Here is a 24438-nt window from a genome sequence, read left to right as displayed (position 1 = left end):
ATTACACCTCCACACTATTCTGGATTTTCTCGCTTTTTCTAATCTTTATATAGTTCTGTGTTGCGATTATACATCCTATAGTTATAAAGGCTCCAGGAGCTAGTATGAATATAAGTGCAGGACTAAATCCTTCAGGAATAAATGAAATATTAAACAATGATCCGTTTCCAAGTATCTCCCTTATTCCTCCAAGAAGTGTGAGTGCTAAAGCAAATCCTAAACCTGTTCCTACTCCATCTAGAAAAGATAGAAAAACTCCATTTTTAGCAGCAAAACTTTCTGCTCTTCCCAAAACTATACAGTTAACAACTATAAGAGGAATAAAAAGTCCAAGTACTGCATAAAGTGCAGGTACATAGGCTTTCATTACCATCTCTACTATAGTAACCAGTGAAGCTATTACCATTATATATGCCGGGATTCTTACCTTGTCCGGAATAATCTTTTTTACTGCTGATATTATACTGTTTGAACACACAAGTACAGCCATTGTTGCCAGACCCATTGCCAGACCGTTTATTGCCGAGCTTGTGACTCCAAGTGTAGGACATAATCCTAAAAGTAACACGAATACAGGATTCTCTTTTATGAGTCCCTGAGTGAGTATTTTCATCTCTTTTTTACCCATTAGTTCTTCACCTCAGTTTCATAAGTAGAAAGAGCTCTCATCATTCCAGTGTAAACCGCTTGAGGAGAAATGGTTGCTCCTGCAAAGGCATCTGTGGATTTATTGAACTCATATCCTAATTTTTTCCCAATCCAGTGGGACTGCCAGTCTGGATCTGATACCTTAGATCCTAATCCCGGTGTTTCCTGATGTCCAATTATATTAAGTCCTTTTATATCCCCTTCTGATCCAAAACCTAAAACAAAATTTATATTCGCAGCATAACCAGGCTGAGCTACAGTTACTACATAACCAACTACTTCTCCACCATCACTATAACCTGGCACATAATCTAGCCCTTCAACACTTTTCTTTTCTTCTTCATTAAAGGAAACCGCCCCTGGAAGAACTTTTATTCTGGCTTCATTTACGGCTTTCTTTGCATTTGCAGCAATTACATCTTTTGTCATATTATTTACCGATGCCAGTATACCTGCAGAAATGGCTGCTATAGAAAGAAGTACAAGTCCATAGTGTATAAATCTATTCATTATTTTGCCACCTCCCCGAACTTTTTCGGAGCAGTATATCTGTTTATGATTGGAACTACCCCATTCATAATAAGTATTGCAAATGCCGTTCCTTCAGGATACCCACCTTTTAATCTGATTGCAGATATAAGTATACCTATCCCAACAGCATAATAAATCTTACCTTTTTCCGTATAAGGACTCGTAACCATATCTGTAGCCATGAAAAAAGCCCCTAAGAAAAGTCCACCTGAAAGTATGTGAAGAAGTGGATTGGCTCCTGCTAATGCAGTAAGAAGAAATACTGTTCCGATTATTATTGCAGGTACTTTCCAATCAACTTGCTTTTTCTTAATAAGGTAAATCCCCCCTATAAGAATAGCTATTGCAGATGTCTCACCTAGACAGCCTCCCATTCTTCCTATAAGTGCTTGTACATAAGGATTTCCACCCTGTAAAAGAGATGTATCTAGATCAAGACCTCTCTTCATTGCATCTAAAACTGTGGCTCCTGCACTTCCGTCATAATAAAAAGTTGTTATTGCCACAGGCCATGATGCTTGTACAAAAGCTCTTCCCACAAGAGCTGGGTTAAATATGTTGTGCCCTAATCCACCGAAAACCATTTTACCTAATGCTATAGATACTACCGATCCTACTATGATATAAGGGATAGGCATAAATGCAGGAATCACAAACGCATATAGAATCCCTGTAATAATTGCACTTCCATCAAATATTGCTATCTCTTGTTTCATTGCCTTCTGACAGATCCATTCTGTGACCATACAAGAAAGAACTGCTGTTACCGTTACTGTCAACGCCCTCATTCCAAAAACATATACTGCCATCAAAAGAGCCGGTACGAGTGCTATCACAACATCATACATTACATCTTCTACTCTCTCTTTGGTTCTTATGTGTGGCGAAGGACCCATTTTCAAAATCTTTTCCACGTTTTCTCCTCCTGATTACTACTTTTTCATTGTTCTAAGTTTGGCTTTTCCAATTTTTATAGCCTCAGTTAATGGTCTGTTTGCAGGACAGATATATGAACATGATCCACACTCTATGCAATCCATAAGATGATTTTTCCCCATCTCTTCCCACTGTTTAAACCTTGCCAATTTTGCATACATATTTGGAAGAAGATTTATAGGACATGCCTTTACACATTTTCCGCATAATATACATGACTTAGGTTTATAAGGATTAGTTTCCTCTTTTGTCAGAGCCAAAAGCCCCGAGGTACCTTTTACTACAGGAACATTTTCTGTGTGTTGAGCCATTCCCATCATAGGTCCCCCCATGACTAACTTATCCATAGATTCTCTGTTTGTTCCAGCATAGTCCAAAATTTCTGAAAACATTGTCCCTATTCTTACCTTTAAGTTTGAAGGTCTTTCTACAGCCTTACCAGAAACTGTAACAATTTTCTCAATAAGAGGTTTCCCTTCTACAAGACCTTCATATATTGCTCCGGCAGTTCCGGTATTTTGAACTACAACACCAACTGCAGAAGGAAGACCTCCAGAAGGTACGTCTCTATCTAAAACAGCTTTTATCAGCTGTTTTTCTCCTCCTTGAGGATATTGTGTTTTCAGCATTGCAACCTCTATACCAGTTCCTTCACAGGCCTTTGTCATCTTTTCTATAGCCTCTGTTTTATTGTCCTCTATACCGACGACTGCTCTGCTTATCCCGAGAATTTTGTTTATAATTTTGATTCCTTCTACTATCTTATGCGGTTCCTCAATCATAAGTCTGTTGTCTGAATTTAGATACGGCTCACACTCTGCACCATTTAGAAGTAACACATCTATGGCCACATCTTTCGGAGGATTCAATTTTATGTGTGTCGGGAAACATGCTCCTCCTACCCCTACGATACCTTTTTCTCTTACCATTGCCAGAAGTTCTTCTTTGGTGGCTTTTTCCAAGTTTTGTATCTTGGTAAGCTCAGCCCATTCCTCTTTTTCATCATTTTCGATTACTACAGTTTTTACCTTTCCACTCAGCGGGAAGGGCATAACTTCTATTTTTTTTACTACTCCACTCACTGGAGAATGTACTGGTGAAGAAACAAAAGCTTCAGAGTCAGCAATCTTCTGACCCTTCAAAACCCTATCCCCCACTTTTACATTTGGCTCTAGTGGTGCTCCGATGTGCTGAAGCATTGGTACATACAGTGTCTTAGATACAGAAAATACTTCAATTTCCTTATTTTCTGTCTGAGCTTTATTTTCAGGTGGATGAACCCCCCCTCTGAAAGTAAACAGTTTCATAAATACACCCCTTTAAATAAAAAATAATGTTAAGTATATGTTAAAATTTTAGTAATCAATTATTAAATCCAAACAAAAAAAACGTTCTGTTTTCCTAATATTTTAGCACATACTTTACAAATAAACAATATTTTACACCGTGAATTTTTACACTTTGTTTAATGATACTTTATGTTTCATAACTCCAATTCAAAATATCACCAATTTAAGTATACCTCAATTAACCTGCAAAATTAAACTTTTTGAAGATTAAAGATAAAAAAGATTTAAAAGAATTAAAAATTAGAATGTTATTTTTTTATTTAGTGCAAAAAAATAAAAATACCAAGTAAACAGGAGATACTAAAAATCCCCTGGTTACTTGGCTCTCATTTTTCTCTTGCCTATATTTTTTTATTCCATCTCTTCCCAAGCAGTTGATCTTTCAACGGCTTTTTTCCACCCTTTATATAACTGCTCTTTATGATCTTCACCTATAGCCGGATCAAACTTAGATTCCACCTGCCATCTGTTTCTTATCTCTTCTTTACTTTCCCAGAATCCAACAGCAAGTCCAGCTAGATAAGCTGCTCCTAAGGCTGTTGTCTCAGTTACCACTGGTCTTAGCACGTCTGTTCCTAGTATGTCTGATTGGAACTGCATTAAGAAGTTATTTTTTACCGCTCCTCCGTCTACCTTTAGAGCCGCTAATTTTATTTTAGAGTCATCTTCCATTGCATCTATAAGGTCTCTAGACTGATAAGCTATAGATTCCAGAGTTGCTCTGATTATGTGATTTCTGTTAGCCCCTCTTGTAAGACCAACTATTGTTCCTCTGGCATACATATCCCAGTATGGTGATCCTAGACCTACAAAGGCAGGTACTACATATACACCGTTACTGTCCTTTACCTTCTTGGAAAAATACTCTGTGTCTGCTGCGTCATTTATAAGTCTGAGTTCATCTCTAAGCCATTGTACAGAGGCTCCTCCTACAAATACACTTCCCTCTAAGGCATATTCTACCTTGTTGTCTATACCTATTGCTATTGTTGTTAGAAGTCCGTTTTTAGACTCTACTGCGTTTTCCCCTGTATTCATAAGAAGGAAACATCCAGTACCATATGTATTTTTAGCTTCTCCCTTTTCAAAACAAGCCTGTCCAAATAATGCCGACTGCTGATCTCCTGCAGCTCCTGCGATTGGTACTCTTATTCCGCCTGTTCCTCCTACTCCTCCGAGGTTAGCCTGACCATATACTTCACTGGAATTTTTCACTTCAGGAAGCATAGATTTTGGTATGTTGAGCTCTTCTAACATCTTTTCATCCCACTTAAGATCTCTTATGTTAAATAACATAGTTCTTGAGGCATTTGTATAATCTGTTACGTGAACTTTTCCGTTAGTCAGTTTCCAGATAAGCCATGTATCTACAGTTCCGAAAAGTAAATCTCCTTTTTCAGCTTTTTCTCTTGCACCCTCTACGTTGTCGAGAATCCACTTAACTTTAGTTCCAGAAAAATATGCATCTACTACAAGACCAGTATTACGTCTTACGTAATCTTCCAACCCTTTTTCCTTAAGTTCATTACAGATATTTGCAGTTCTTCTACACTGCCATACAATGGCATTATACACAGGTTCTCCAGTGTTTTTATCCCATACAACTGTTGTCTCTCTTTGGTTAGTTATTCCAATAGCCGCTATCTCGTCATTTGTTATTCCAGTCTTAGCTATTACCTCTGTTACAACTGAGCTCTGACTTGCCCATATTTCCATAGGATTGTGCTCTACCCAACCTGCCTTTGGATATATCTGAGTAAACTCCTTTTGAGATACCCCTACTGTATTTCCGTCTTTATCAAATACTATTGCCCTTGAACTAGTTGTCCCCTGATCCAGTGCGATTACATATTTTTTACTCACTTAATTGACCTCCTATAATTTTTAGTCTAAAAATAAATCAAAATTATATTCTCATATAATATTTAACATAAAACTCAACCTGATAATTTTATTAAAAAAAATAAATTTCAATTACCTTAGACAGGTTAGCAGTTTTTTCAGATTAATTCAAATAATCCAGTTGTATTTTTATTTTACTAGCTCCAAACACTTAGGCATACAGTATATAATTGTGCCCCTATAATCCCACCTACAATAGGAGCCACTACAGGAATCCATGCATAAGCCCAGTCAGAATCTCTCTTTCCTTTTATAGGAAGTAATGCATGAGCTATTCTAGGTCCCAAATCTCTTGCTGGGTTTATAGCGTATCCTGTCGGTCCTCCAAGACTTAGACCAAGTGACCATACAAGTATACCTACAAGTAAGGCAGCCATAGGTCCTACATTGTTGTTTCCGTTTGTTATTCCTAATACTCCAATAACCAGCATAGCAGAACCGATTATCTCAGTTGTTGCATTCCATTTAGCTCCGCTTATTGCAGGACCTGTAGAAAATGTTGCCAATTTACCGTCTGCATCTTCTGTCTCGTCATAATGCTGTTTATATGTCAGATATACAAGTACTCCTCCTGTAAATGCCCCGGCTACCTGAGCCGCTATGTATCCAGGAACCATTCCCCAGTCAAAAGCACCTATAGTTGCAAGTGCTATTGTCACCGCAGGGTTGATGTGAGCTCCACTTACCCATCCTGTAACGTATACTGCAACTGCAACTGCAAATCCCCATCCTGCTGTGATAACTATCCAACCACTGTTGTTACCCTTACTCTTGTTTAGAACCACATTTGCAACCACTCCGTTACCAAGTAATATTAGGATCATAGTACCTATAAACTCTGCCAAATAAACTCCCATTTCATCACTCCTTCTTTTTTATCCGTATTTTTCCAAATAAAAAAAACTACAAAAAGTTAAGCATCACAACGATACTTCAACCATGTAGTTTCTCCATTCTCATACTACCTATATTCTGTTATATGTTTCATTTTTATTTTCTTTGAAAAAAATTAAAGAACTTTTTTAAAATCCTTAGAACTATTTTTGTTCAATTTGTGGTTATTCGCTACACTCTTATCTTATTACACTTTATTTACATTGTCAATTAAACATGTTAAAATTATTTTTTTCACTTATAATACAAAATAAACTAATATAAAAAAAATGCCCAATAATATTCGGTTTTTAAACATCAAACCAAATATTTCAAGGCATTAGAATTTTTACGATCTTATGTCGTATTTGATATTTTAATTTTAAGAAAGCATCTTTTTTATTTTTATGGGAAGATTTTAACATGTTTTTTTCAATAAAATTAACTTTTTACTTCTTTTTATTGTATTTCTGCATAACTCTGCTTATATCTTTTGCAGTGATAAGGGACTGTGCAGCTTTAGATGCATTTTCGATCATAGGGTCCACCTCATTTGATTCCTCTTTAGAAAATCTTCCAAGTACAAAGTTCACCGTTTCTTCTCTAGATTTTGCTTTCCCTATACCACACTTCACTCTTAAGAAGTTTTCCCCTATATGGGATATTATTGATTTTATACCGTTATGTCCTGCAGGACTTCCCTTCACCTTTATCTTAAGCTGCCCAAGGTCTAGATCCATATCATCATATATTACTATGAGATCCTCTTCAGGATCTATTTTATAAAATTTTATAACCTCATTTATTGAATTTCCGCTGAGATTCATAAAAGTCTGGGGCTTTAATAGAAATACCTTTTCATCCTTTATAACAGTTTCTCCTATCAGACCTTGAAACTTCTCTCTAAAACCTGATACCTTAAGATCTTCTGCCAGCATATCTATCACTTCAAATCCTATATTATGCCTGGTCTTACTATATTTTTCACCGGGATTCCCTAGTCCAACAATAAGCTTCATCTCTACCTCCAAAATTTTATTTATCCTTTAAATTATACATAATATCCAAAAAAAAATGAAGTTTCAATTTTAACAATTTCAGATAATTCAAAATAATTCTAAAAATATCTGTTTTTTACGGAAAAAAATAAAATAAAAAGACCGGAAAAACCGGTCAGATTAGCATTCTGCATCAAAATTAAATTTTGCAAGTCCTCCGAGAGAGGTCTCCTTGTATTCACACTTTAGATCTCTTCCAGTTTCTTTCATGGTGAGAACCACCTGATCAAAAGATACTGCGTGCTGACCGTCTGTATATAGGGAATAGTTAGCAGCATCAAGAGCTCTTACTGCTGCAGCTGCATTTCTTTCTATACATGGTATCTGCACATAGCCACCTACAGGGTCACATGTCAATCCTAGATGATGTTCTAAGGCTATCTCTGCTGAATACTCTATCTGCTTTAGAGAGCCTCCTAGCAAAAAAGTAGACATACCTGCTGCCATAGAGCAGGCTGCTCCTACCTCTGCCTGACATCCACCTTCGGCACCGGATATAGTGGCATTTTCCTTTATTATATTTCCTATTAGACCTGCAATTGCAAGCCCCTTTAAAACTTCATCCTCTGAAAGGTTGTATTCTTCTTTAAGTGCATATAAAAGACCAGGGATTACTCCTGAAGCACCGCATGTAGGAGCAGTTACAACTCTTCCTCCACCGCCATTTTCTTCTGATACAGCGAGGGTATAGGCAAATATTTTTCCTATAAATCCATTTCTTGAATTATCCCTTCTGGCCTTTCTGTAAAAAGACTGAGCCTTCCTTGGATATTTCAATGTTCCTGGGAGAACACCTGTTTTATTAATTCCTGTTTTTATACAGCTTTCCATTGCCTCCCATATTTTTTCAAGGAAAGGCCATATAGAGCTTCCCTCCATTTCTTCTACGTATTCCCAAAGTTCTTTTCTATTTTTAGAGCACCATTCCATGATTTCAGTCATTTTTCCCAGAGGATATACATCAGATCCACCTTGTCTTGCCTGACCGTCTTCCATGATTGTTCCACCACCTACAGAAAAAACCAGCCATTCTTTCAATATATTTCCATCAGAATCTAAAGCAAAAAATTTCATACCGTTTGCATGATATTCATAGCTCACTTCTGATTTCCATAAAATTTCTGTTTTCTTTGGCTTTAGGGTCTCTATGATTATCCAGTCTGTAAGATGACCTTTTCCCGTTGCTGCAAGTGACCCATAAAGCTCTACCCTGTAACTGCATGCATCTGGGTTGTCAACCTTAAATTTTTTGGCAGATCTTTCTGGTCCCATAGTGTGTGAACTTGAAGGTCCATTTCCAATTTTGAATAACTCTCTCAAAGAATCCATATTTTCTCCTTTTTTAGAAAAATATAAAAACTATTATTTCAATATAATTTATTTTTTTTCATTTTTTTGTATTTATTTTGTTTTTATAATATCATTAAAACTTTTTTTTGTCTATTTTTTTAGTTTTTTGAAATTTTAAAAATATACAGTTTAATTTTCTCTAAAAACATCTATTTTCAACCTATCTTTAAGATTATATGGATTTTCCACTAAAGACTTTATGTCAAAAAAAGCACTTCCCTCTATACCCTTACTCCTATTATAATAAATCTGATTTATAAGTTCATCTGGATTCTCCCAGTTTTCCTTTCCTACTTTATAAGCTCCCTGTCCTATAAAAAGCTTTACTTTTTTTCCGGAAGTTTCTTTTGACCACCAGTCCACAAGTTTTTCATAAGGTGCAGGAGCAAATCCAAAATTCCAGTATACCTGGGGTATAACATAATCAATCCATCCCATATCTATCCACTTTAACACATCTGCATAGAGATTGTCATAGCTTGTCTGAAAAGCAGCTGTATCAGAACCTCGTGCATCATCCCTATGATTTCTCCATACTCCAAAGGGACTGATTCCAAATTTCACTTTTTTATCTCTTTTTTTTATCTCTTTGTGAAGCTCCTCTATAAATTTGTTTACATTTTCTCTTCTCCATTCCTTTATTTCAGAAAATTCATATCCATAAGTTCTATAAGTCTCTAGGTCTGGAAAATCAAGGTCTTCAATTGTATACGGATAAAAATAATCATCGATATGCACAGCGTCAATATCATAATTATCAACTACTTCTAGTACTACTTTTATTAGATGTTCCCTAACCTTAGGAATCCCAGGATCAAAATAATATTTTTTTCCATATTTTATTACAGTTTCAGGATTTTTAACTGCGAAATTATCACTACTTAGACTTTTAAACTCTTCATCATTAAGTGCGACTCTATAGGGGTTAAACCAGGCGTGGAATTCTATTCCCATTTTATGGCTCCTTTCTACCATAAATTTAAGGGGATCATATCCAGGGTATTTCCCCTGAGTTCCTGTAATATATCTTGACCAGGGCACTATTTTAGATTTATATACGGCATCTCCTGAAGGTCTAACCTGCATTATTATGGCATTCATATTCATTATTTTTATCTCTTTCAGTATCTCTTTAAAATCTTTTCTCTGTTCTCTAGGAGAAGTTGATTTTTTTTTAGGCCAGTTCAGATTGGCAACTGTTGCAACCCAGACACCTCTAAATTCATTTTTTTCTCCATTTTTTTTATAAAAATTAACTCCGTTGTAGCTTATCTCTGCCTCCTGTCCGTAAGAAATAAAGCTAAAAATTATGTATACTGACAATAATAAAAAAATTCTTTTCATTTTTTAACCTCCTACACTATAATAATGACTTTAAAAACTTTTATTTTCAACTTTTAATATTTTTTTGGAAATCTAAAATTATAGTACTTAAATAAAACCAATAAAAATAGCGGCAAAAAGCCGCTATTTTTATTTTTACTGTCTTATTTCACCTTTATATTTTTTTCTTATAGTTTGAAGTATTTTTTCTACTCCTTCTGTTATCTCTTTTTCTTCCAAGGTTCCGTTAGACTTTCTCATAACTATGTTTATTGCTACAGACTTTTTACCACTTTCCACTTTATCCCCCTGATAAACGTCAAATAGCTCTACACTTTCTATTATTTTAGAAGATTTTTTGATATCCCCTAGCATATCTCCTACAAGAATATCTCCATCTAGTACAATTGCCAGATCTCTTGTCACAGCTGGAAACTTTACAATTCTTTCATACTTGATTTTACTCTTTCCGTATTTTAGAATTTTTATAAGATCCAATTCAGCTATATAAGCTCTTTCCTTTTTTATATCCATAGCCTCAGCCACATCTGGATGTATCTCTCCAAAGCTTCCTATTACATCCTTACCCATTCTTATCTCTGCAGACCTCCCAGGGTGGAAAGTAGGATTATTTGTTCTTGCAAGTTGGAATCTGTTTATCCCCATATACTCAAGAAAACCTTCTACATATCCCTTTATATCAAAGAAATCATAGGCTTCAGGCTTGGAGTTCCATAGATCTTTTTCAGCTCTTCCTGATACTGCAACAGCAATTTTTACTTCTTCATTTGCAAGTTCTTCACTTGATGTAAATGTTCTAGATACTTCAAATAATTTAAGATCAAACTGGTTTCTATTGAAGTTGTCCCTTATATTTGAAAGTAATCCGTAAATAAGTGTAGGTCTCATAACTGCTAGATCTTCGTTTATAGGGTTTTTAATTGCCATTGTTTCTACATTCATTTTTAGTTTTGATACTGCGTCGGATGGTATAAAACTGTAATTTATAACCTCTTGAAGTCCTAACTTTTTAAGTACAAGTTTAACTTTATCCACTGCCTCTGTTTCAGGATCTTTTACTCCGGCTTTTATATTTGCTTCAGGCATTACATCCTCTATATTTTCAAAGCCATACATTCTAATGACCTCTTCATAAAGATCTGCAGTTCTCACTAAGTCACTTCTGTAACTAGGAGGACACACTGTAAGTATTTTTCCAACCAAAGCTTTTATCTCGAGACCAAGATTTCTCAATATCTCTCCAACTGTCTCAACAGATATTTCCTTACCTACAAATTTGTTAAGTTTGTCTATATCAAGAGTAAGTTCTATTTTTTCATATTTTTCTACATATTTTTCTACTATTCCACTCAGAATCTCCCCACCGGCTATATCCTTCATTAGTTTAGCAGCTCTGTCTATTACTTCTATAGAATTTTCCCTGTCTATTCCTCTTTCAAACCTATATGAAGAATCAGAAGAAAGCCCCAGTGACTTAGAAGTTTTCCTTATGTTTTCAGGTGTGAAATAAGCAACTTCCAAAAGAATATCAGTTGTTTCTTCATCAACTTTTGTATCAAGTCCCCCCATTATTCCAGCTATGGCTACAGGTTTTTTTTCATCTGCGATTACTAACTCGCCGTTATTCAACTCTCTCTCTTCTTCGTCTAAAGTTACTATCTTTTCCCCTGTTTTTGCTTTTCTTACAATAATCTTACTGCCATCTAGTTTATCTAGGTCAAAGGCATGCATAGGGTGATTATATTCAAACATTACAAAATTTGTTATATCGACTATATTATTTATAGGCCTTAGACCTATAGATCTTAATCTTTTTTTGAGCCATTCAGGAGATTCCTGTATTTTTACTCCCTTTAGGATTCTTGTACAGTATCTTTTACATCTTTCTTTATCCTCTATATTTACATGTATATGGCTAGAAGCAGGTTCTATTACTTCGTCCATCTCATATTTAGGATATTTTACTTTTCTCTTATAGTAAGCCGCTACCTCTCTTGCTATACCTATATGAGAAAGACAGTCTGGCCTGTTTGGAGTTATTTCTAGTTCAAATATTGTGTCATCAAGACCTATATATTTTCTGTATTCCTCTCCTACAGGTGCATCCTCAGGAAGGATTATTATTCCCTCTCCGTCTTCTCCTATACCTAGTTCTACTTCAGAACAGAGCATTCCGCAAGACTCTATTCCTCTTACCTTGGCTTTTTTTATTTTAAACTCACCAGGAAGTACAGCTCCTAATTTAGCTACTACTACCTTATCTCCGTCTTTGTGATTCGGTGCACCACACACTATCTGGAGAGGTTCCCCTTCTCCAACTTCTACCTTGAGTAGTGACAGCTTTTCTGCTTCAGGATGTCTTCCGTATTCAACTATCTGCCCCACAACTACATTGTCCAGATCTTCTCCTTGAACCTCTATAGCCTCTACCTCTTGCCCTATCATAGTAAGGGTATTTTCAAGTTCTTTTGTATTTTCTTTTATGTCCACATACTGTTTTAACCAATCTAGTGAAATTAACATCGTTTCCTCCAACGTCTTTTTTCTTTTATTTTTACTTAAACTGCTTCAGGAACCTTATATCATTTTCGAAAAATGCCCTCAGGTCATCTATTCCGTGTCTTAGCATTGTTACTCTTTCTATTCCCATTCCAAATGCAAAACCTGAGACCTCTTCGTGATTGTATCCAACTGCCTTTAACACCTCAGGATCTACCATTCCGCATCCCATTATTTCCAGCCATCCGCTGTCTTTACATAGTCTGCAGCCTTTTCCCTTACAAATTACACACTGCACATCCATCTCAGCACTAGGTTCTGTAAATGGAAAAAAGTGCGGCCTAAATCTAACCTCTGTATCACCGAAAACTTTTTTTACAAATTCAGTTAATATAGCCTTGAGATTGGCAAATGATATATTCTCTCCTACCATTAAACCTTCCATCTGGTGAAACATCGGTGTATGGGAAACGTCATAATCGCTTCTGTACACTTTTCCAGGACATACCATTCTAAAGGGAGGTTTTTTATCTTTCATATATCTTACCTGTACAGGAGATGTATGAGTTCTCAGAACCACATCATCCGACATATAAAATGTATCCTGTAAATCTCTAGAAGGGTGATTTTCTGGGATATTCAATGCATCAAAATTATATTCTGTCTTCTCTATCTCAGGACCCTCTGCCACATCAAACCCCATCTCTATGAATATCTCTTTAAGCATGTTCATAGTTTCTGTTATCGGGTGGTATCTTCCTGAAGAAGATTTTCTTCCAGGAAGAGTTATATCTATGTTTTCAGAAGATATTCTTTCCTGCTTTTCTTTTTCTTTTACCTCTATCATTTTTTTCTCTAGAGCCTCTGTTATAGAGTCTCTCACTTCGTTTGCCAGTTGACCCATGACAGGTCTTTCCTCTTTAGATAGTTCTCTCATGCCCTTCATTATCTCTGTCAGTTCACCTTTTTTACCAAGGATTCCCACTCTTAGTTCATCGAGCTCCTTCAAAGATGCTGCTTTGCAGATAGCTTCTTCTGCACTAAGTTTAAGCGATTCTATTCTGTTCCTCATTGTTCCTCCCAATTCATTAATTTATCCAAAGTTTTATATGAAAATAAAAGGAAAGAAAGCAGGCTCTGCCTGCCGCCTTTCTTTTTTATGGTTTTACTTTTTAAAGTTTTTTATGATAAAATTTAATTTCATCTCCTGATATATCTATTGTTCCGTAATTCCCATCTTTAGCTGCACCAGGATTAAACAGCACAGGAGTTTCATTATTTAAATAAGGTATATGTGTATGCCCAAAAATAACGATATCTGCCTGTTTTTTTAAGGCCTCATTTTTTATTTTTTCATATCCTGACTTTACATCATAAAGATGTCCATGAGTTAGAAATATCTTTTTCCCTGCTATATTAAATTCTTCAATATCATCTGTTTTAAAATCAAAATAGTCGCAGTTTCCCCTAACTATATAATAATCTGCTTTTTCTTTTATATTAGAGAGATCTATGACATCACTGCTGTTATCTCCTGCTGAAATAACTATATCGGGATTTTCCTTCTCAAATATATCTATTAATTTTTCAAGATGCTGATGGCTATCAGAAACAACTAAAATTTTCATTTTTTCCTCTTTCTAAGCTATAAATATAGGTATTTTCAAACTCTCTATTAGTTTTACCCCTATATGCCCTGTAATTTTTTCCACAAGATATGAATGAGTTAGATTTCCCATTATTAACAGGTTGTGTTCTTTAGCTTCCTCTATAAGCACCTCTAATTCATCGCCTTGACATTCTTTTGTTCTTATTACCTTGTCGCTACCCTGTAGGTATTCTGAAAAACTATTATCTTCTTCATCCTCTAATCCCACAGAATAAGAATCAAATTCTTTTATGTCTTCAAATATTGACATGAATCTAAAAAAACTTTTGTTTATTTTAAAGCTCTTATCATTTGCTATCATTACTTTATCAAATTTAATAGGTTCCTGGGAGACTATTATAATAGGTTTATAATGATTTTTCAAAATAAACTTTAAATCTGGTGATATTCTCTCACCTTTTCCCAAAACAAGAAGATCAAATCCCTTTAGTTCCTCTAAAGCTGTATCAGGGGTTACCCCGTCTTTAACAATGAGATTATTTTCATCAAAATAAGATTTAAACTTATCTTTAAGAATTGTAATCTGTTCACTTTCAAACTTTTCCCACTCCTCTACGATATACCTAGATGATGGATCTACCACCAAACCTTCTACTGATGGTGGGATAATTTCATGTTTCCTGAGATCTCTTACATAGAGTCCTTTTATTTCGCAATTATACTTTTCCTTTAGTGCTTTTCCTGTTTTTAAAAGATTTTCTGTGTTTAGTTCATTCCCAAAAAGAATTACTACCTTTCTCAACATAAAATCACCACTCCCAAAAAAAAGCGATAAAAACTAAACCACTTCCCTTTATTTTAACACAACAAGGCTGTTTTTATAAAGATTTTTTTATCACACATAATACCCTAAAGAATGACTGTATATCCGCCACTCAAATCCCTGTTTTCTCAGAATAAAGGTCATCTCTTCCCTATTGTTTTTTATTGTTTCATACAAAAAAAGTTCGACGTCTCCCTCTTCTAATACACTGGCGGTGCTCCCGATGTTTCTCAAATCCGCCTCATCCTTAGATATAAGCCTGCTCTTCCTTATTTTATACTGAATATCTCTCATTTTACCTACAATTGTAAGATTTTTTTTGTCTATGAAACAGCTGTTTAAAAGTTCTTCATCCCCGGTTTTTAACGCTGTATAATAAACCTCTATAACTGCCTCAGGACTATCAAAACTATACGATCTCTTCTCTGCCGTCTTTTGCTTAGGGACAGAAGTACATCCAAACATGTACATAGACAATAATAAAAGAATTATACTCTTCAACTTTTCACCTCTTTTGTATAAAAAGAAGGGACATTTAGTCCCCTCTTCTATTCAGACTTTTCTTCTTCCTCTAAAATCTTTTCCTCTATATTTTTCATCACTTTTACTATACTTACTAATTTCTCATCTTCCTCTACTCTCATTATTCTAACCCCTTGTGTGGCTCTTCCTATGAGAGAGATTGTGTCTGCAGGAGTTCTTATTACTATTCCATTAGAAGTAATAGCCATAAGCTCCTCTTCTTCTGTTACAGATGTAACTTCTACGACAACTCCAGTTTTTTCGTTGCATCTTAGATTGATTACACCTTTTCCTGACCTTGACTGAAGAGGATATTCGTCTTCTCGAGTTCTTTTTCCATAACCGTTTTCTGTTACAGTAAGGATTGTGGTGTCGTCTCTTTTTATTATCACAGCAGAGACCACATCGTCATCTTTTCTCAAATTGATTCCCCTTACTCCTATAGTGGCTCTTCCCATATTTCTTGCATTTTCATGTGGGAACTTTATAGAGTAACCATTCTTTGTTGCTATGAATACCTGATCGTTAGGAGATTCTACTAGCCCTACAAATATAAGGTCATCTCCGTCTTTAAGTTTTATAGCTCTCAGTCCAGATCTGTTTAGGTTTTTAAATTCACTCAAGACAGTCTTTTTTACAAGTCCTTCTTTCGTTACAAATAAAAGATCCTGAGTGTCGCTAAACTCTCTTGTTTTTATTATTGATTTTACCTTTTCATTCTCTTGGAGATTAATAAGGTTAGCTATAAGTTTTCCTCTAGACTGCTTTGAGAACTCAGGTATCTCATATACCTTAAGGTTGTATACTTTACCTGTATCTGTAAAGATCATCAATGTATCTAAATTTGAGGCCGTATACATATTCTCTAGGAAATCACCCTCTACAGTATTTTGGGTAGACACACCTTTTCCGCCTCTCTTTTGAGCTTTATACTTATCTAGATTCATTCTTTTTACATAACCTTTATTTGTAAGGGTTACTATCACTTTTTCATCTTTAATAAGGTCTTCTATGTTTATATCTAATCTCTCTTCTTCTATTTGAGTTCTTCTTTCATCACTATATTTCTCTTTCAATTCTTCACAATCTTCTTTGATGATGTCATATACTCTTTGGTCATTTGAGAGAATATCCTTAAGTTCCTTTATATGTTCCATAAGGGCTGTATATTCATTTTCTACTTTTTCTCTTTCAAGACCAGTAAGTCTCTGAAGTTTCATATCTAGTATAGATCTAGCCTGGATATCTGAGAAACTGTATTTTTCTATTAAGTGTTCTCTTGCTGTATTACCGTCTTTAGAACCTCTTATTATCTCTATTATTCTGTCTATATTTTCAAGAGCCACTCTGAATCCTTCTAATATATGAGCTCTGTTTTCAGATTTTTCAAGATCATATTTTGTTCTTCTTGTTATTACATCAAACCTGTGATTTATATAATGGCTTAAGATCTCTTTTAGATTTAATACCTTAGGCATGTTGTCTACAAGAGCAAGAAGTATTATCCCGAAAGTATTCTGAAGCTCTGTGTATTTGTATATTTTATTCAATACAATTTCAGGCTCCTCATCTCTTTTTAATTCTACTACTATTCTCATACCTTCTCTTGCAGAAGATTCATCTCTTAAGTCTGTTATTCCGGTAATTTTTTTCTCTTTTACAAGTTCGGCGATTTTCTCTATAAGTCTTGCTTTGTTTACCTGAAAAGGTATCTCTGTTATTATTATGTTGGATTTTCCGTTTTTAAGCTCTTCAATATCTACTTTTCCACGGACTCTTACTCTTCCTCTTCCTGTTGTATAAGCCTCATAAATTCCCTTGGTTCCGTCAATTATTCCACCTGTCGGAAAATCTGGACCAGTTACATATTCCATAAGTTCTTCAGGAGTTATTTCTTTGTTTTCAATAAGGGCAAGTACTCCGTCTAAAAGCTCCCCTAAATTGTGAGGAGGTATGTTTGTTGCCATTCCTACAGCAATTCCTGTTGCTCCGTTTAGTAGAAGATTTGGTAGTTTTGCAGGAAGAACCTGGGGCTCGTCTAGTGAATCATCAAAGTTTTTTCTGTAATCTATGGTATTTTTATCTATATCCACAAGTAGTTCCGAAGTGATTTTTGCCATTCTTGCTTCTGTATATCTCATAGCTGCCGCTGAATCTCCATCTATAGAACCAAAGTTACCGTGTCCGTCAATAAGCTGGTATCTAAAGTTGAAATCCTGAGCCATTCTTACCATTGTATTGTATACTGCAGAATCTCCATGAGGATGGTACTTACCTAGTACTTCTCCGACGATTCTTGCTGATTTTTTAAAAGGTTTGTCATGAGTCATCCCCATCTCACTCATGGCAAAAAGTATTCTTCTGTGTACCGGTTTCAGACCGTCTCTTACATCTGGAAGTGCACGACTTACAATTACACTCATGGAATAATCCAAGTAAGACTGCTTCATCTCCTCTTCGATGTATCTGACATTTATATTAGACATGATTCTCCTCCCGTTGCCGTTATTTCACTAGATTTTATATTATCTACATAAAATCTGACTGGAATAAAGCTAGCTGCTTTTTTTGAGTCAATTTTTAATATTTCTTTTCCCCTGTTAATTACCAGAGTTATATGTCTAGATTTTTTACAAAGTGAGAATGCTCTTCAATAAAGTTTCTTCTAGGTTCTACTTTATCTCCCATCAGTTTGTCAAATAATATATCCGCTTCTCTTGCGTCATCTATTGTTACCTGAAGAAGAGTTCTCGTATCGTGATTCATAGTTGTCTCCCAGAGTTGATCAGGATTCATCTCCCCAAGACCTTTGTATCTCTGTAGGGTATATCTCTTATTATCAGCATCCATCACAGTTGTTATCTCTTTTAGCTGCTTATCTGAATATGCATACTGTATCGTTCTTCCGGCTGTCACCTTAAACAGAGGAGGCTGAGCTATATATATATATCCTCCGTGAATCAGATCTACCATATATCTGTAAAAGAAGGTAAGGATAAGTGTTCTTATGTGAGCACCATCTACGTCTGCATCGGTCATTATTATTATTTTGTGATATCTTAGCTTTTCAAGCTCAAGATCATCACCTATGTTGGCACCAAAGGCTGTTACCATTGATCTTACCTCGTTGTTTTCAAGGGCTTTATGAAGACCTGACTTCTCAACATTTATTATCTTACCTCTAAGAGGAAGTATTGCCTGAGTGTGTCTATCTCTACCTTGTTTTGCAGATCCTCCTGCAGAATCTCCCTCTACTATAAATACCTCACTCTCTTCTGGTTTTTTAGAAGAGCAGTCAGCAAGTTTTCCAGGAAGAGATCCAACTTCAAGGGCAGATTTTCTCATTACAAGTTCTCTGGCTTTTTTAGCTGCCTCTCTGGCTTTTCTAGACATTAGTATTCTCTCTATTATGTTTCTTGCATCAGAAGGATGATCTTCCATATGCATCTTTAGAAACTGTCCCATTATAGATGACACCACTGCCGTAACTTCTGAATTTCCTAGTTTAGTCTTTGTCTGACCCTCAAACTGTGGTTCAGGAACCTTTATGGATATGATTGCCGTAACTCCTTCTCTTATGTCCTGACCCTGAAAATTTCCATCTCTTTCTTTGAGCAGTCCTAGGGATTTGGCCATCTCGTTTATTATCCTGGTAAGGGCCATTCTAAATCCACTTACATGGGTTCCCCCTTCATGGGTATTTATATTATTTACAAATGAGTATATTGTTTCCCTCTGCTTTTCTGTATAGAGAATTGCTATCTCTACTATTATATCTTCACTTTCACCAGCCATATATATAGGTTCTGGAATTAATGTTGCCTGACCTTCCTCTACCTCTTTTATAAAGTCGACTATTCCTCCGTCAAACTTTAATATCTCTTCCTTTATTTCTTCTTTTCTCTCGTCTATTAGTACTATCTCTAGACCTTTATTGAGATAAGCCATCTCTTTTAGTCTTGACTTTAAAACATCAAAATCATATTCTAAAGTTTCAAAAATCTCGCTGTCAGCCTTAAATCTCACTGTTGTACCAGTTTCATTGGTTTTTCCCACAACTTTTACATCAAATTCAGGAACACCTCTATTATATCTTTGATTATGTATTTTCCCATCTCTTTTTACAAAAACCTCAGTCCATTCAGATAAAGCATTTACTACAGATACCCCTACTCCGTGAAGACCTCCAGAAACCTTATAGTTGCTGTTCTCAAACTTTCCTCCAGCATGGAGAACAGTAAGAACTATCTCAAGTGCTGATTTTCCATGTTTTGGATGAATTCCTACAGGTATTCCTCTTCCATTATCACTGACCTCTATAATGTTATCCTTTAGGACTTTTATCTCTATCTTGTTACAGTAACCTGCCAAAGATTCATCCACAGAGTTGTCTACTATTTCCCAGACTAAGTGGTGGAGACCTCTAGCCGATGTGGAACCTATGTACATTCCCGGTCTTTTTCTAACGGCTTCTAAACCCTCTAATACCGTAATATTTTCCGCTTGATAATTACTCATTACAGCCCTCCATTATATTTCTTGATATTTCTCTTGCCCTTTGCTTTGAGTCTTTCAAACTCATTTCCTCTATCTTGAATAGACCTAACAACGTATGAGGTCATATAAAAAAATTTATCTGTTATTACAAGACTTCTTCTATCCTTTGCAGAAAGATCTATTATTTTATTTTTATTTTCATCATAAAATTTCTTTCCCTCTGGAGAAGACATGAATTTATTGTAATCAACTACTGCTACAATCTCCTTTAGAGGTATAAAAAATTCATCTTCAAGATAAATATACAAAGCTACCTCCTCTGAAGTTTTTCTATTATTAATTTAATAAGATTATCCGCTTTTTCTTTTATTCTTTTTATCTCTCTTTCTCCAGTTTCTAGTTTAAAATATTCTATCAGATCAAGACGAGCATCCTCTATATTTCTATCCTTTATTGCAAATTCGGCTCTTTTATATATCTTGTCGAGCTTTTTTTCCTTACCTTTGTCATACTCCTCTTTAGAGAGCTTATCTATAATTTTTTCAGCTTCTTCCAGAGTCGTATATGGATTTTCTCTAAAAAGTTTCAAAAGAGTTTCCTCTCTTTTTAGGTGGTGTTTGTTTTCACATATTGTGCATAGACCTCCGGAATTTTTATGTAAAATTCCACATTCATTACAATATTTATATCCTATTTTCCTCAAGGATTTTTCCCTTTTTAAGGACTTTACTTTCAGGGAAAGTACTCTATCTTTTATTTGTTTATTTTCTATGTTTTCAACACTCTTTTGAAGTTCTTTATATTCATCCGGGGACAATGCCGCCTCTACTTCGTCTGGTTTTTCTTTTTCACTGGCTATGTTATCCTTAAAATATTCTTCTAAAGGTATTTTCCCCACCTTAAAAATCATATCAGTGATATAGTTTCCTTTTAGTATTATATTGATTCTTTTAATATAATTATTTTTGTTCATGTACATATGCTGAAGCAAAACAGAGGACTCGACTGTTACATACAAAACGCCCTCCTTTATATAGAGGGGCGAGCTCTTAAAAAAAAGGCCTTCTACTATTTCATCCCATTTGGCTCGGATAATTGCCTCTTTTAATTTTTTACTTTTGATCACGGCTTCCTCTATTATCTTTTTTACACTGGTCATATTCTTCATAAATATCCCCTTTTTCAATATAGAAGTTTTTAGAAGCCATATTCAAGTCTGTTGTAGAACTTATAAAAAGCTGAATATCTCTTTTTTTAAAGTATTTTATTATACTCTCTTTTCTGAGAGAATCAAAATAAGATGAAATATCATCTATAATAAAAATAGGTGATTCCTTTTTCTCTTTTATTATCATATCTATCTCAGATAGTTTTATTGAAAAAACTATTGATTTTTTTTCTCCCTGTGATGCATAAGATTTGGCTTCTTTATCATTTAGTAAAAAAATAAAATCATCTTTTTGGGGTCCTACCAGGGAAAATCCATATCTTTTTTCCTGCCAGAACACCTGGTTTATTTTTTCCTGGATCAATTTTTCTATCTGAGCGGTCTCAACTTTTTTTAATTCCCCTAAAAAACAGGAATATTTTAATCTAAGCTCTTTTTTGTCATCAAATAATTTTCTATAATTAAGATTTAAAAGTATAGAAATATTTCTCACATAATCTAATCTTTTTTTTATTATTCTAGCCCCAAATTTTATAAATTCATTTTGATAAATATCAAACATAGGGTCATTATGCTTTTTTTCTTTTAAATACTTGTTTCTAAATTTAAGTAGTTTGGTATAGTTTTTCAGATCCTGATAGTACTCTTTATTTGCCTGGGAAATCTCATAATCAAAAAAAGACCTCCTGACACCTGGAGCCCCAGTTAGAAGGGATATATCCTCCGGTATAAAAGATACTATGTTAAGTTTTCCATGGAAATCATCATACTTTACCCTTTTTTTGTTATAAGAATATTCCTTCTTACCTTTTCCCAATTTTACAGAAAGGGTCTTTTTAGAAATAGAGTCTTCAAAAACAACAAAGGATCCAGTTCTTTCCCTGCTGTGATTTATTATCTCATTCTGTCTTGGAGTCCTAAAACTTTTTCCCGTTGCAGAAAAATAAACTGCCTCTAAAATACTTGTTTTTCCTTGGCCGTTCTTCCCTAAAAAAAGATTAAACTTTGATGAAAATTTAAGATTATTATCTTTTAGATTTCGAAAATTAACATAATTAATCTCTGAGATTTGCAAATCCTCACCTCAAACTATTCAACTATAAACTTTTTACCCATAACTTCTACCGTATCTCCAGGATAAAGTTTTCTTCCTCTTCTTTCTTCTGGTTCTCCGTTTACAGTTACTTCCCCATCTTGGACCATATATTTTGCTTCTACTCCGCTAGATGTCACATCGGCCCACTTCAAAAATTGGTCTAATTTTATAAACTCACTGGTTATTTTGACTTTTTTCAACTATTTCTCCTTTCAAAAAAAAGCTTGGCTCACCTTAAAATAATATCATAAATACAAACTTTTATCAATTTTATTATATGTACATTAGCAATAATAAAAAAAACTAATATCTTTTTTTATCCTTTAAAAATCAAAAGGTTTATACTCAAAATAAAAAAAGAGGCCTTATTATCAAGACCTCCATTCCCCATCTTCAAGAACTGTCTGTATATACTTTCTGATAGTATTTAAATATATTGTTTTAGATTTAGATTTTAGAGTCAGAAGAAAATTAACATCTATTTTCTCCTCTTTAGAGCATATTTGAAGAGCTTTTTCCTCTATTTTTAATTTTTGATAATCATCATATTTGTCAAATTCCCTTATAACATTGTTTACTGATTCAGGAGTGTCCATAATATCCTTCACACTTGTAATCGTAGGTTTTTTGAGTTTTCTTCTTGATTGATTTATCTTCTTTTTACTTGTAAGAGGTTTGTCTCTGCTTCCTTGATTAAAAAGTGTCAAGTTTTGCCTTGATGCTTTTTTAATACTTTCCATATGATCTTTTCTAAGATTCTTTATTATTCCATTTATATATTGAACTAGTGTGGATTTTATCTCGGTATTCAGCCTTTTATAAAGAATATTAAGTATTTCTAAAGCTAATTCTTCCCCGTCTTCATGCACTATTTTTAAAATCTTATTATCTGCCCTTTTATTCCAAGCCTTAGAAACATAAATGTTTCTTTTTGCTTTTAATATTTTTTCAATAAGCTCGTCTGAAACGTCTCCGTAGATGTCTGAAGTAAATTTTTCATCTTCTTTTAGAGATTTTTTAAGTCTATTTACAGTTTTAGATTTTACAGTTTCAACTATTTCTGCATCAATTATATCATTTTTAGAAATTTTGATCTTCTTCTTTTCAACAGGTTCTTTACTCCAGTCTAGAAGTTCTTTTGGTTTTTTATTTGCCGATTCTACGAAGCTAGATACATGACACGTACCGTCTTTTTCAGGATTAAATTTATATTGAATATAATAATTATCTTCATCTTTTTTATATGAGGTTTTGTATTTTTCAACATATCCAAGGTCTTTTAAGGCTTTAAAAGCTTTTTCTATTCTTTTTAACACCTGCTTCATTCTACTTAACACATAAGTCTTTACTTCACCATTTTTATTAAATCTTTCTGTAACTTGCTCTGTTTTTAGTGGAACTATAGCGGCTAATGTTCTTATATTTATAGTATCTTCAGCCTTTTCGTATCTTATCTTACTTATATATTTATATATCCTGCCTGCAATTGGATCTTTTGCTAAAATTTCTAAAAGTGCCTTTGAATTGTATTTTATGTATCTTTTATCCTTGATTTTTTTTCTTATATTTTTATTTAGTGTTACTCTATAATATACCTTTTTACCTTTTTTCAGCTTTTGATATGTTAAAAGTTTAAATTCCTCATCTTCAAATTTATATTTTCCAAGCTTTGTATGATTTGATACAACAAACTGATACTCAGTATTTTTGAGATTCTTCAAAGCCTGTTCAACTTTAGAATAATAATTCCTGTTCATTTTATTTCCCAAAAAATTCACTATAAAATCTGATATTTCAAACTCTATATACTCATCTGTATCATTTATCTCTTTTTTCATTTCATACATTGATATAAGGTAAGTATATATTTTTTCTTCAAAAATAGACGGTTGAAATATTTCATCCTTAGAATCTTTTGCGACCAAGGTGCAGTACATTGTAACTCCTAGATCTTCAAATGAATACTGAAAGTTTACCCTTTTATTTTGCTTTTGAGGTGTAAAAAATGGGAAAACAATCATCTCGATTGGAATATTTATTATGTTTTCCTTTAAGTTCAAAAAGTTACCTGTTTCTTTGATGACAACCTCTCTGACCTCTATATCAGGAACTTCATTCATTTTGATATCGACCTTTTTTATGTCATCCATCAAAGACCCGCTGGAGGTAATACTAAATTTATCTAACATATTATTTTCTTCAATAGCCATAACCCCTCCAATGTGTACATGAT

Annotated in this window: 21 protein-coding genes; all 21 read right to left on the bottom strand. The window is 34.3% G+C overall.

What is annotated here, in order from left to right:
- Position 1: 1 nt before the first annotated feature.
- Positions 2 to 628 carry an electron transport complex subunit RsxE gene (rsxE, locus tag ILYOP_RS00110; protein WP_013386483.1) on the bottom strand — a complete coding sequence of 209 codons (627 nt, stop codon included), beginning with the start codon at positions 626 to 628 and terminating at the stop codon, positions 2 to 4.
- Positions 628 to 1161, bottom strand: a complete 534-nt coding sequence (locus tag ILYOP_RS00105) for an RnfABCDGE type electron transport complex subunit G (protein ID WP_041920967.1) — start codon at positions 1159 to 1161, stop codon at positions 628 to 630. Before ILYOP_RS00105 ends, rsxE begins: the two co-directional genes overlap by 1 nt.
- Positions 1158 to 2093 (bottom strand): RnfABCDGE type electron transport complex subunit D, encoded by a 936-nt coding sequence (locus ILYOP_RS00100; protein WP_013386481.1) that lies wholly within the window; start codon positions 2091 to 2093, stop codon positions 1158 to 1160. Before ILYOP_RS00100 ends, ILYOP_RS00105 begins: the two co-directional genes overlap by 4 nt.
- 18 nt (positions 2094 to 2111) lie before the next feature.
- Positions 2112 to 3422 (bottom strand): electron transport complex subunit RsxC, encoded by a 1311-nt coding sequence (gene rsxC, locus ILYOP_RS00095; protein ID WP_013386480.1) that lies wholly within the window; start codon positions 3420 to 3422, stop codon positions 2112 to 2114.
- A gap of 393 nt (positions 3423 to 3815) precedes the next feature.
- Positions 3816 to 5327 (bottom strand): glycerol kinase GlpK, encoded by a 1512-nt coding sequence (gene glpK / locus ILYOP_RS00090; protein WP_013386479.1) that lies wholly within the window; start codon positions 5325 to 5327, stop codon positions 3816 to 3818.
- 176 nt (positions 5328 to 5503) lie between these two features.
- Positions 5504 to 6223 (bottom strand): MIP/aquaporin family protein, encoded by a 720-nt coding sequence (locus ILYOP_RS00085; RefSeq protein WP_013386478.1) that lies wholly within the window; start codon positions 6221 to 6223, stop codon positions 5504 to 5506.
- 465 nt (positions 6224 to 6688) lie between these two features.
- On the bottom strand, positions 6689 to 7258 hold the full coding sequence (gene pth, locus ILYOP_RS00080; protein WP_013386477.1) for an aminoacyl-tRNA hydrolase: 570 nt from the start codon (positions 7256 to 7258) through the stop codon (positions 6689 to 6691).
- Between the two features lie 159 nt (positions 7259 to 7417).
- Positions 7418 to 8626, bottom strand: coding sequence for an L-serine ammonia-lyase, iron-sulfur-dependent, subunit alpha (locus tag ILYOP_RS00075; protein ID WP_013386476.1), 1209 nt, complete (start codon positions 8624 to 8626; stop codon positions 7418 to 7420).
- A 150-nt stretch (positions 8627 to 8776) separates the two neighbouring features.
- A complete protein-coding gene (locus tag ILYOP_RS00070; RefSeq protein WP_013386475.1) occupies positions 8777 to 9991 on the bottom strand; it encodes a glycoside hydrolase family 10-like protein in 1215 nt (404 codons plus the stop codon).
- Between the two features lie 135 nt (positions 9992 to 10126).
- Positions 10127 to 12514: a phenylalanine--tRNA ligase subunit beta gene (gene pheT, locus ILYOP_RS00065; RefSeq protein ID WP_013386474.1), complete on the bottom strand. Its 2388-nt coding sequence runs from the start codon at positions 12512 to 12514 to the stop codon at positions 10127 to 10129.
- A gap of 31 nt (positions 12515 to 12545) precedes the next feature.
- Positions 12546 to 13562 (bottom strand): phenylalanine--tRNA ligase subunit alpha, encoded by a 1017-nt coding sequence (gene pheS / locus ILYOP_RS00060; protein WP_013386473.1) that lies wholly within the window; start codon positions 13560 to 13562, stop codon positions 12546 to 12548.
- Between the two features lie 100 nt (positions 13563 to 13662).
- Positions 13663 to 14118: a YfcE family phosphodiesterase gene (locus ILYOP_RS00055; protein ID WP_013386472.1), complete on the bottom strand. Its 456-nt coding sequence runs from the start codon at positions 14116 to 14118 to the stop codon at positions 13663 to 13665.
- 12 nt (positions 14119 to 14130) lie between these two features.
- Positions 14131 to 14904 carry a hypothetical protein gene (locus ILYOP_RS00050; protein WP_013386471.1) on the bottom strand — a complete coding sequence of 258 codons (774 nt, stop codon included), beginning with the start codon at positions 14902 to 14904 and terminating at the stop codon, positions 14131 to 14133.
- 90 nt (positions 14905 to 14994) lie between these two features.
- Positions 14995 to 15423, bottom strand: coding sequence for a hypothetical protein (locus tag ILYOP_RS00045; protein WP_013386470.1), 429 nt, complete (start codon positions 15421 to 15423; stop codon positions 14995 to 14997).
- A gap of 47 nt (positions 15424 to 15470) precedes the next feature.
- On the bottom strand, positions 15471 to 17930 hold the full coding sequence (gene gyrA, locus ILYOP_RS00040) for a DNA gyrase subunit A (RefSeq protein WP_013386469.1): 2460 nt from the start codon (positions 17928 to 17930) through the stop codon (positions 15471 to 15473).
- A 127-nt stretch (positions 17931 to 18057) separates the two neighbouring features.
- Positions 18058 to 19962: a DNA topoisomerase (ATP-hydrolyzing) subunit B gene (gene gyrB / locus ILYOP_RS00035; RefSeq protein WP_013386468.1), complete on the bottom strand. Its 1905-nt coding sequence runs from the start codon at positions 19960 to 19962 to the stop codon at positions 18058 to 18060.
- The gene (gene remB, locus ILYOP_RS00030) at positions 19962 to 20249 is read right to left on the bottom strand and encodes an extracellular matrix regulator RemB (RefSeq protein ID WP_013386467.1); all 288 of its coding nucleotides are present in this window, start codon (positions 20247 to 20249) and stop codon (positions 19962 to 19964) included. The genes gyrB and remB overlap by 1 nt, the downstream gene beginning before the upstream one ends.
- A 2-nt stretch (positions 20250 to 20251) precedes the next feature.
- Positions 20252 to 21109 carry a DciA family protein gene (locus tag ILYOP_RS00025; RefSeq protein WP_041920966.1) on the bottom strand — a complete coding sequence of 286 codons (858 nt, stop codon included), beginning with the start codon at positions 21107 to 21109 and terminating at the stop codon, positions 20252 to 20254.
- Complete coding sequence (recF, locus tag ILYOP_RS00020) at positions 21054 to 22184, bottom strand: DNA replication/repair protein RecF (protein WP_013386465.1); 1131 nt, start codon at positions 22182 to 22184, stop codon at positions 21054 to 21056. Before recF ends, ILYOP_RS00025 begins: the two co-directional genes overlap by 56 nt.
- A gap of 14 nt (positions 22185 to 22198) precedes the next feature.
- Entirely contained in the window at positions 22199 to 22405 is a 207-nt protein-coding gene (gene yaaA, locus ILYOP_RS00015; RefSeq protein ID WP_013386464.1) for a S4 domain-containing protein YaaA, read from the bottom strand.
- Positions 22406 to 22576: 171 nt separating this feature from the next.
- Positions 22577 to 24415, bottom strand: coding sequence for a replication initiator protein A (locus ILYOP_RS00010; RefSeq protein ID WP_013386463.1), 1839 nt, complete (start codon positions 24413 to 24415; stop codon positions 22577 to 22579).
- Positions 24416 to 24438 lie beyond the last annotated feature (23 nt).

Source organism: Ilyobacter polytropus DSM 2926 (assembly GCF_000165505.1).
GTDB classification, from domain to species: Bacteria; Fusobacteriota; Fusobacteriia; order Fusobacteriales; family Fusobacteriaceae; genus Ilyobacter; species Ilyobacter polytropus.
This window is presented reverse-complemented; position numbering and strand designations above follow the sequence as displayed.

Bases quoted from the DNA above. Each gene is read 5' to 3' on its own strand.
- rsxE (WP_013386483.1), bottom strand. From the start codon at position 628: ATGGGTAAAAAAGAGATGAAAATACTCACTCAGGGACTCATAAAAGAG.
- rsxC (WP_013386480.1), bottom strand. From the start codon at position 3,422: ATGAAACTGTTTACTTTCAGAGGGGGGGTTCATCCACCTGAAAATAAA.
- ILYOP_RS00085 (WP_013386478.1), bottom strand. From the start codon at position 6,223: ATGGGAGTTTATTTGGCAGAGTTTATAGGTACTATGATCCTAATATTA.
- pth (WP_013386477.1), bottom strand. From the start codon at position 7,258: ATGAAGCTTATTGTTGGACTAGGGAATCCCGGTGAAAAATATAGTAAG.
- ILYOP_RS00075 (WP_013386476.1), bottom strand. From the start codon at position 8,626: ATGGATTCTTTGAGAGAGTTATTCAAAATTGGAAATGGACCTTCAAGT.
- ILYOP_RS00070 (WP_013386475.1), bottom strand. From the start codon at position 9,991: ATGAAAAGAATTTTTTTATTATTGTCAGTATACATAATTTTTAGCTTT.
- pheT (WP_013386474.1), bottom strand. From the start codon at position 12,514: ATGTTAATTTCACTAGATTGGTTAAAACAGTATGTGGACATAAAAGAA.
- pheS (WP_013386473.1), bottom strand. From the start codon at position 13,562: ATGAGGAACAGAATAGAATCGCTTAAACTTAGTGCAGAAGAAGCTATC.
- ILYOP_RS00055 (WP_013386472.1), bottom strand. From the start codon at position 14,118: ATGAAAATTTTAGTTGTTTCTGATAGCCATCAGCATCTTGAAAAATTA.
- ILYOP_RS00050 (WP_013386471.1), bottom strand. From the start codon at position 14,904: ATGTTGAGAAAGGTAGTAATTCTTTTTGGGAATGAACTAAACACAGAA.
- gyrA (WP_013386469.1), bottom strand. From the start codon at position 17,930: ATGTCTAATATAAATGTCAGATACATCGAAGAGGAGATGAAGCAGTCT.
- gyrB (WP_013386468.1), bottom strand. From the start codon at position 19,962: ATGAGTAATTATCAAGCGGAAAATATTACGGTATTAGAGGGTTTAGAA.
- ILYOP_RS00025 (WP_041920966.1), bottom strand. From the start codon at position 21,109: ATGAAGAATATGACCAGTGTAAAAAAGATAATAGAGGAAGCCGTGATC.
- ILYOP_RS00010 (WP_013386463.1), bottom strand. From the start codon at position 24,415: ATGGCTATTGAAGAAAATAATATGTTAGATAAATTTAGTATTACCTCC.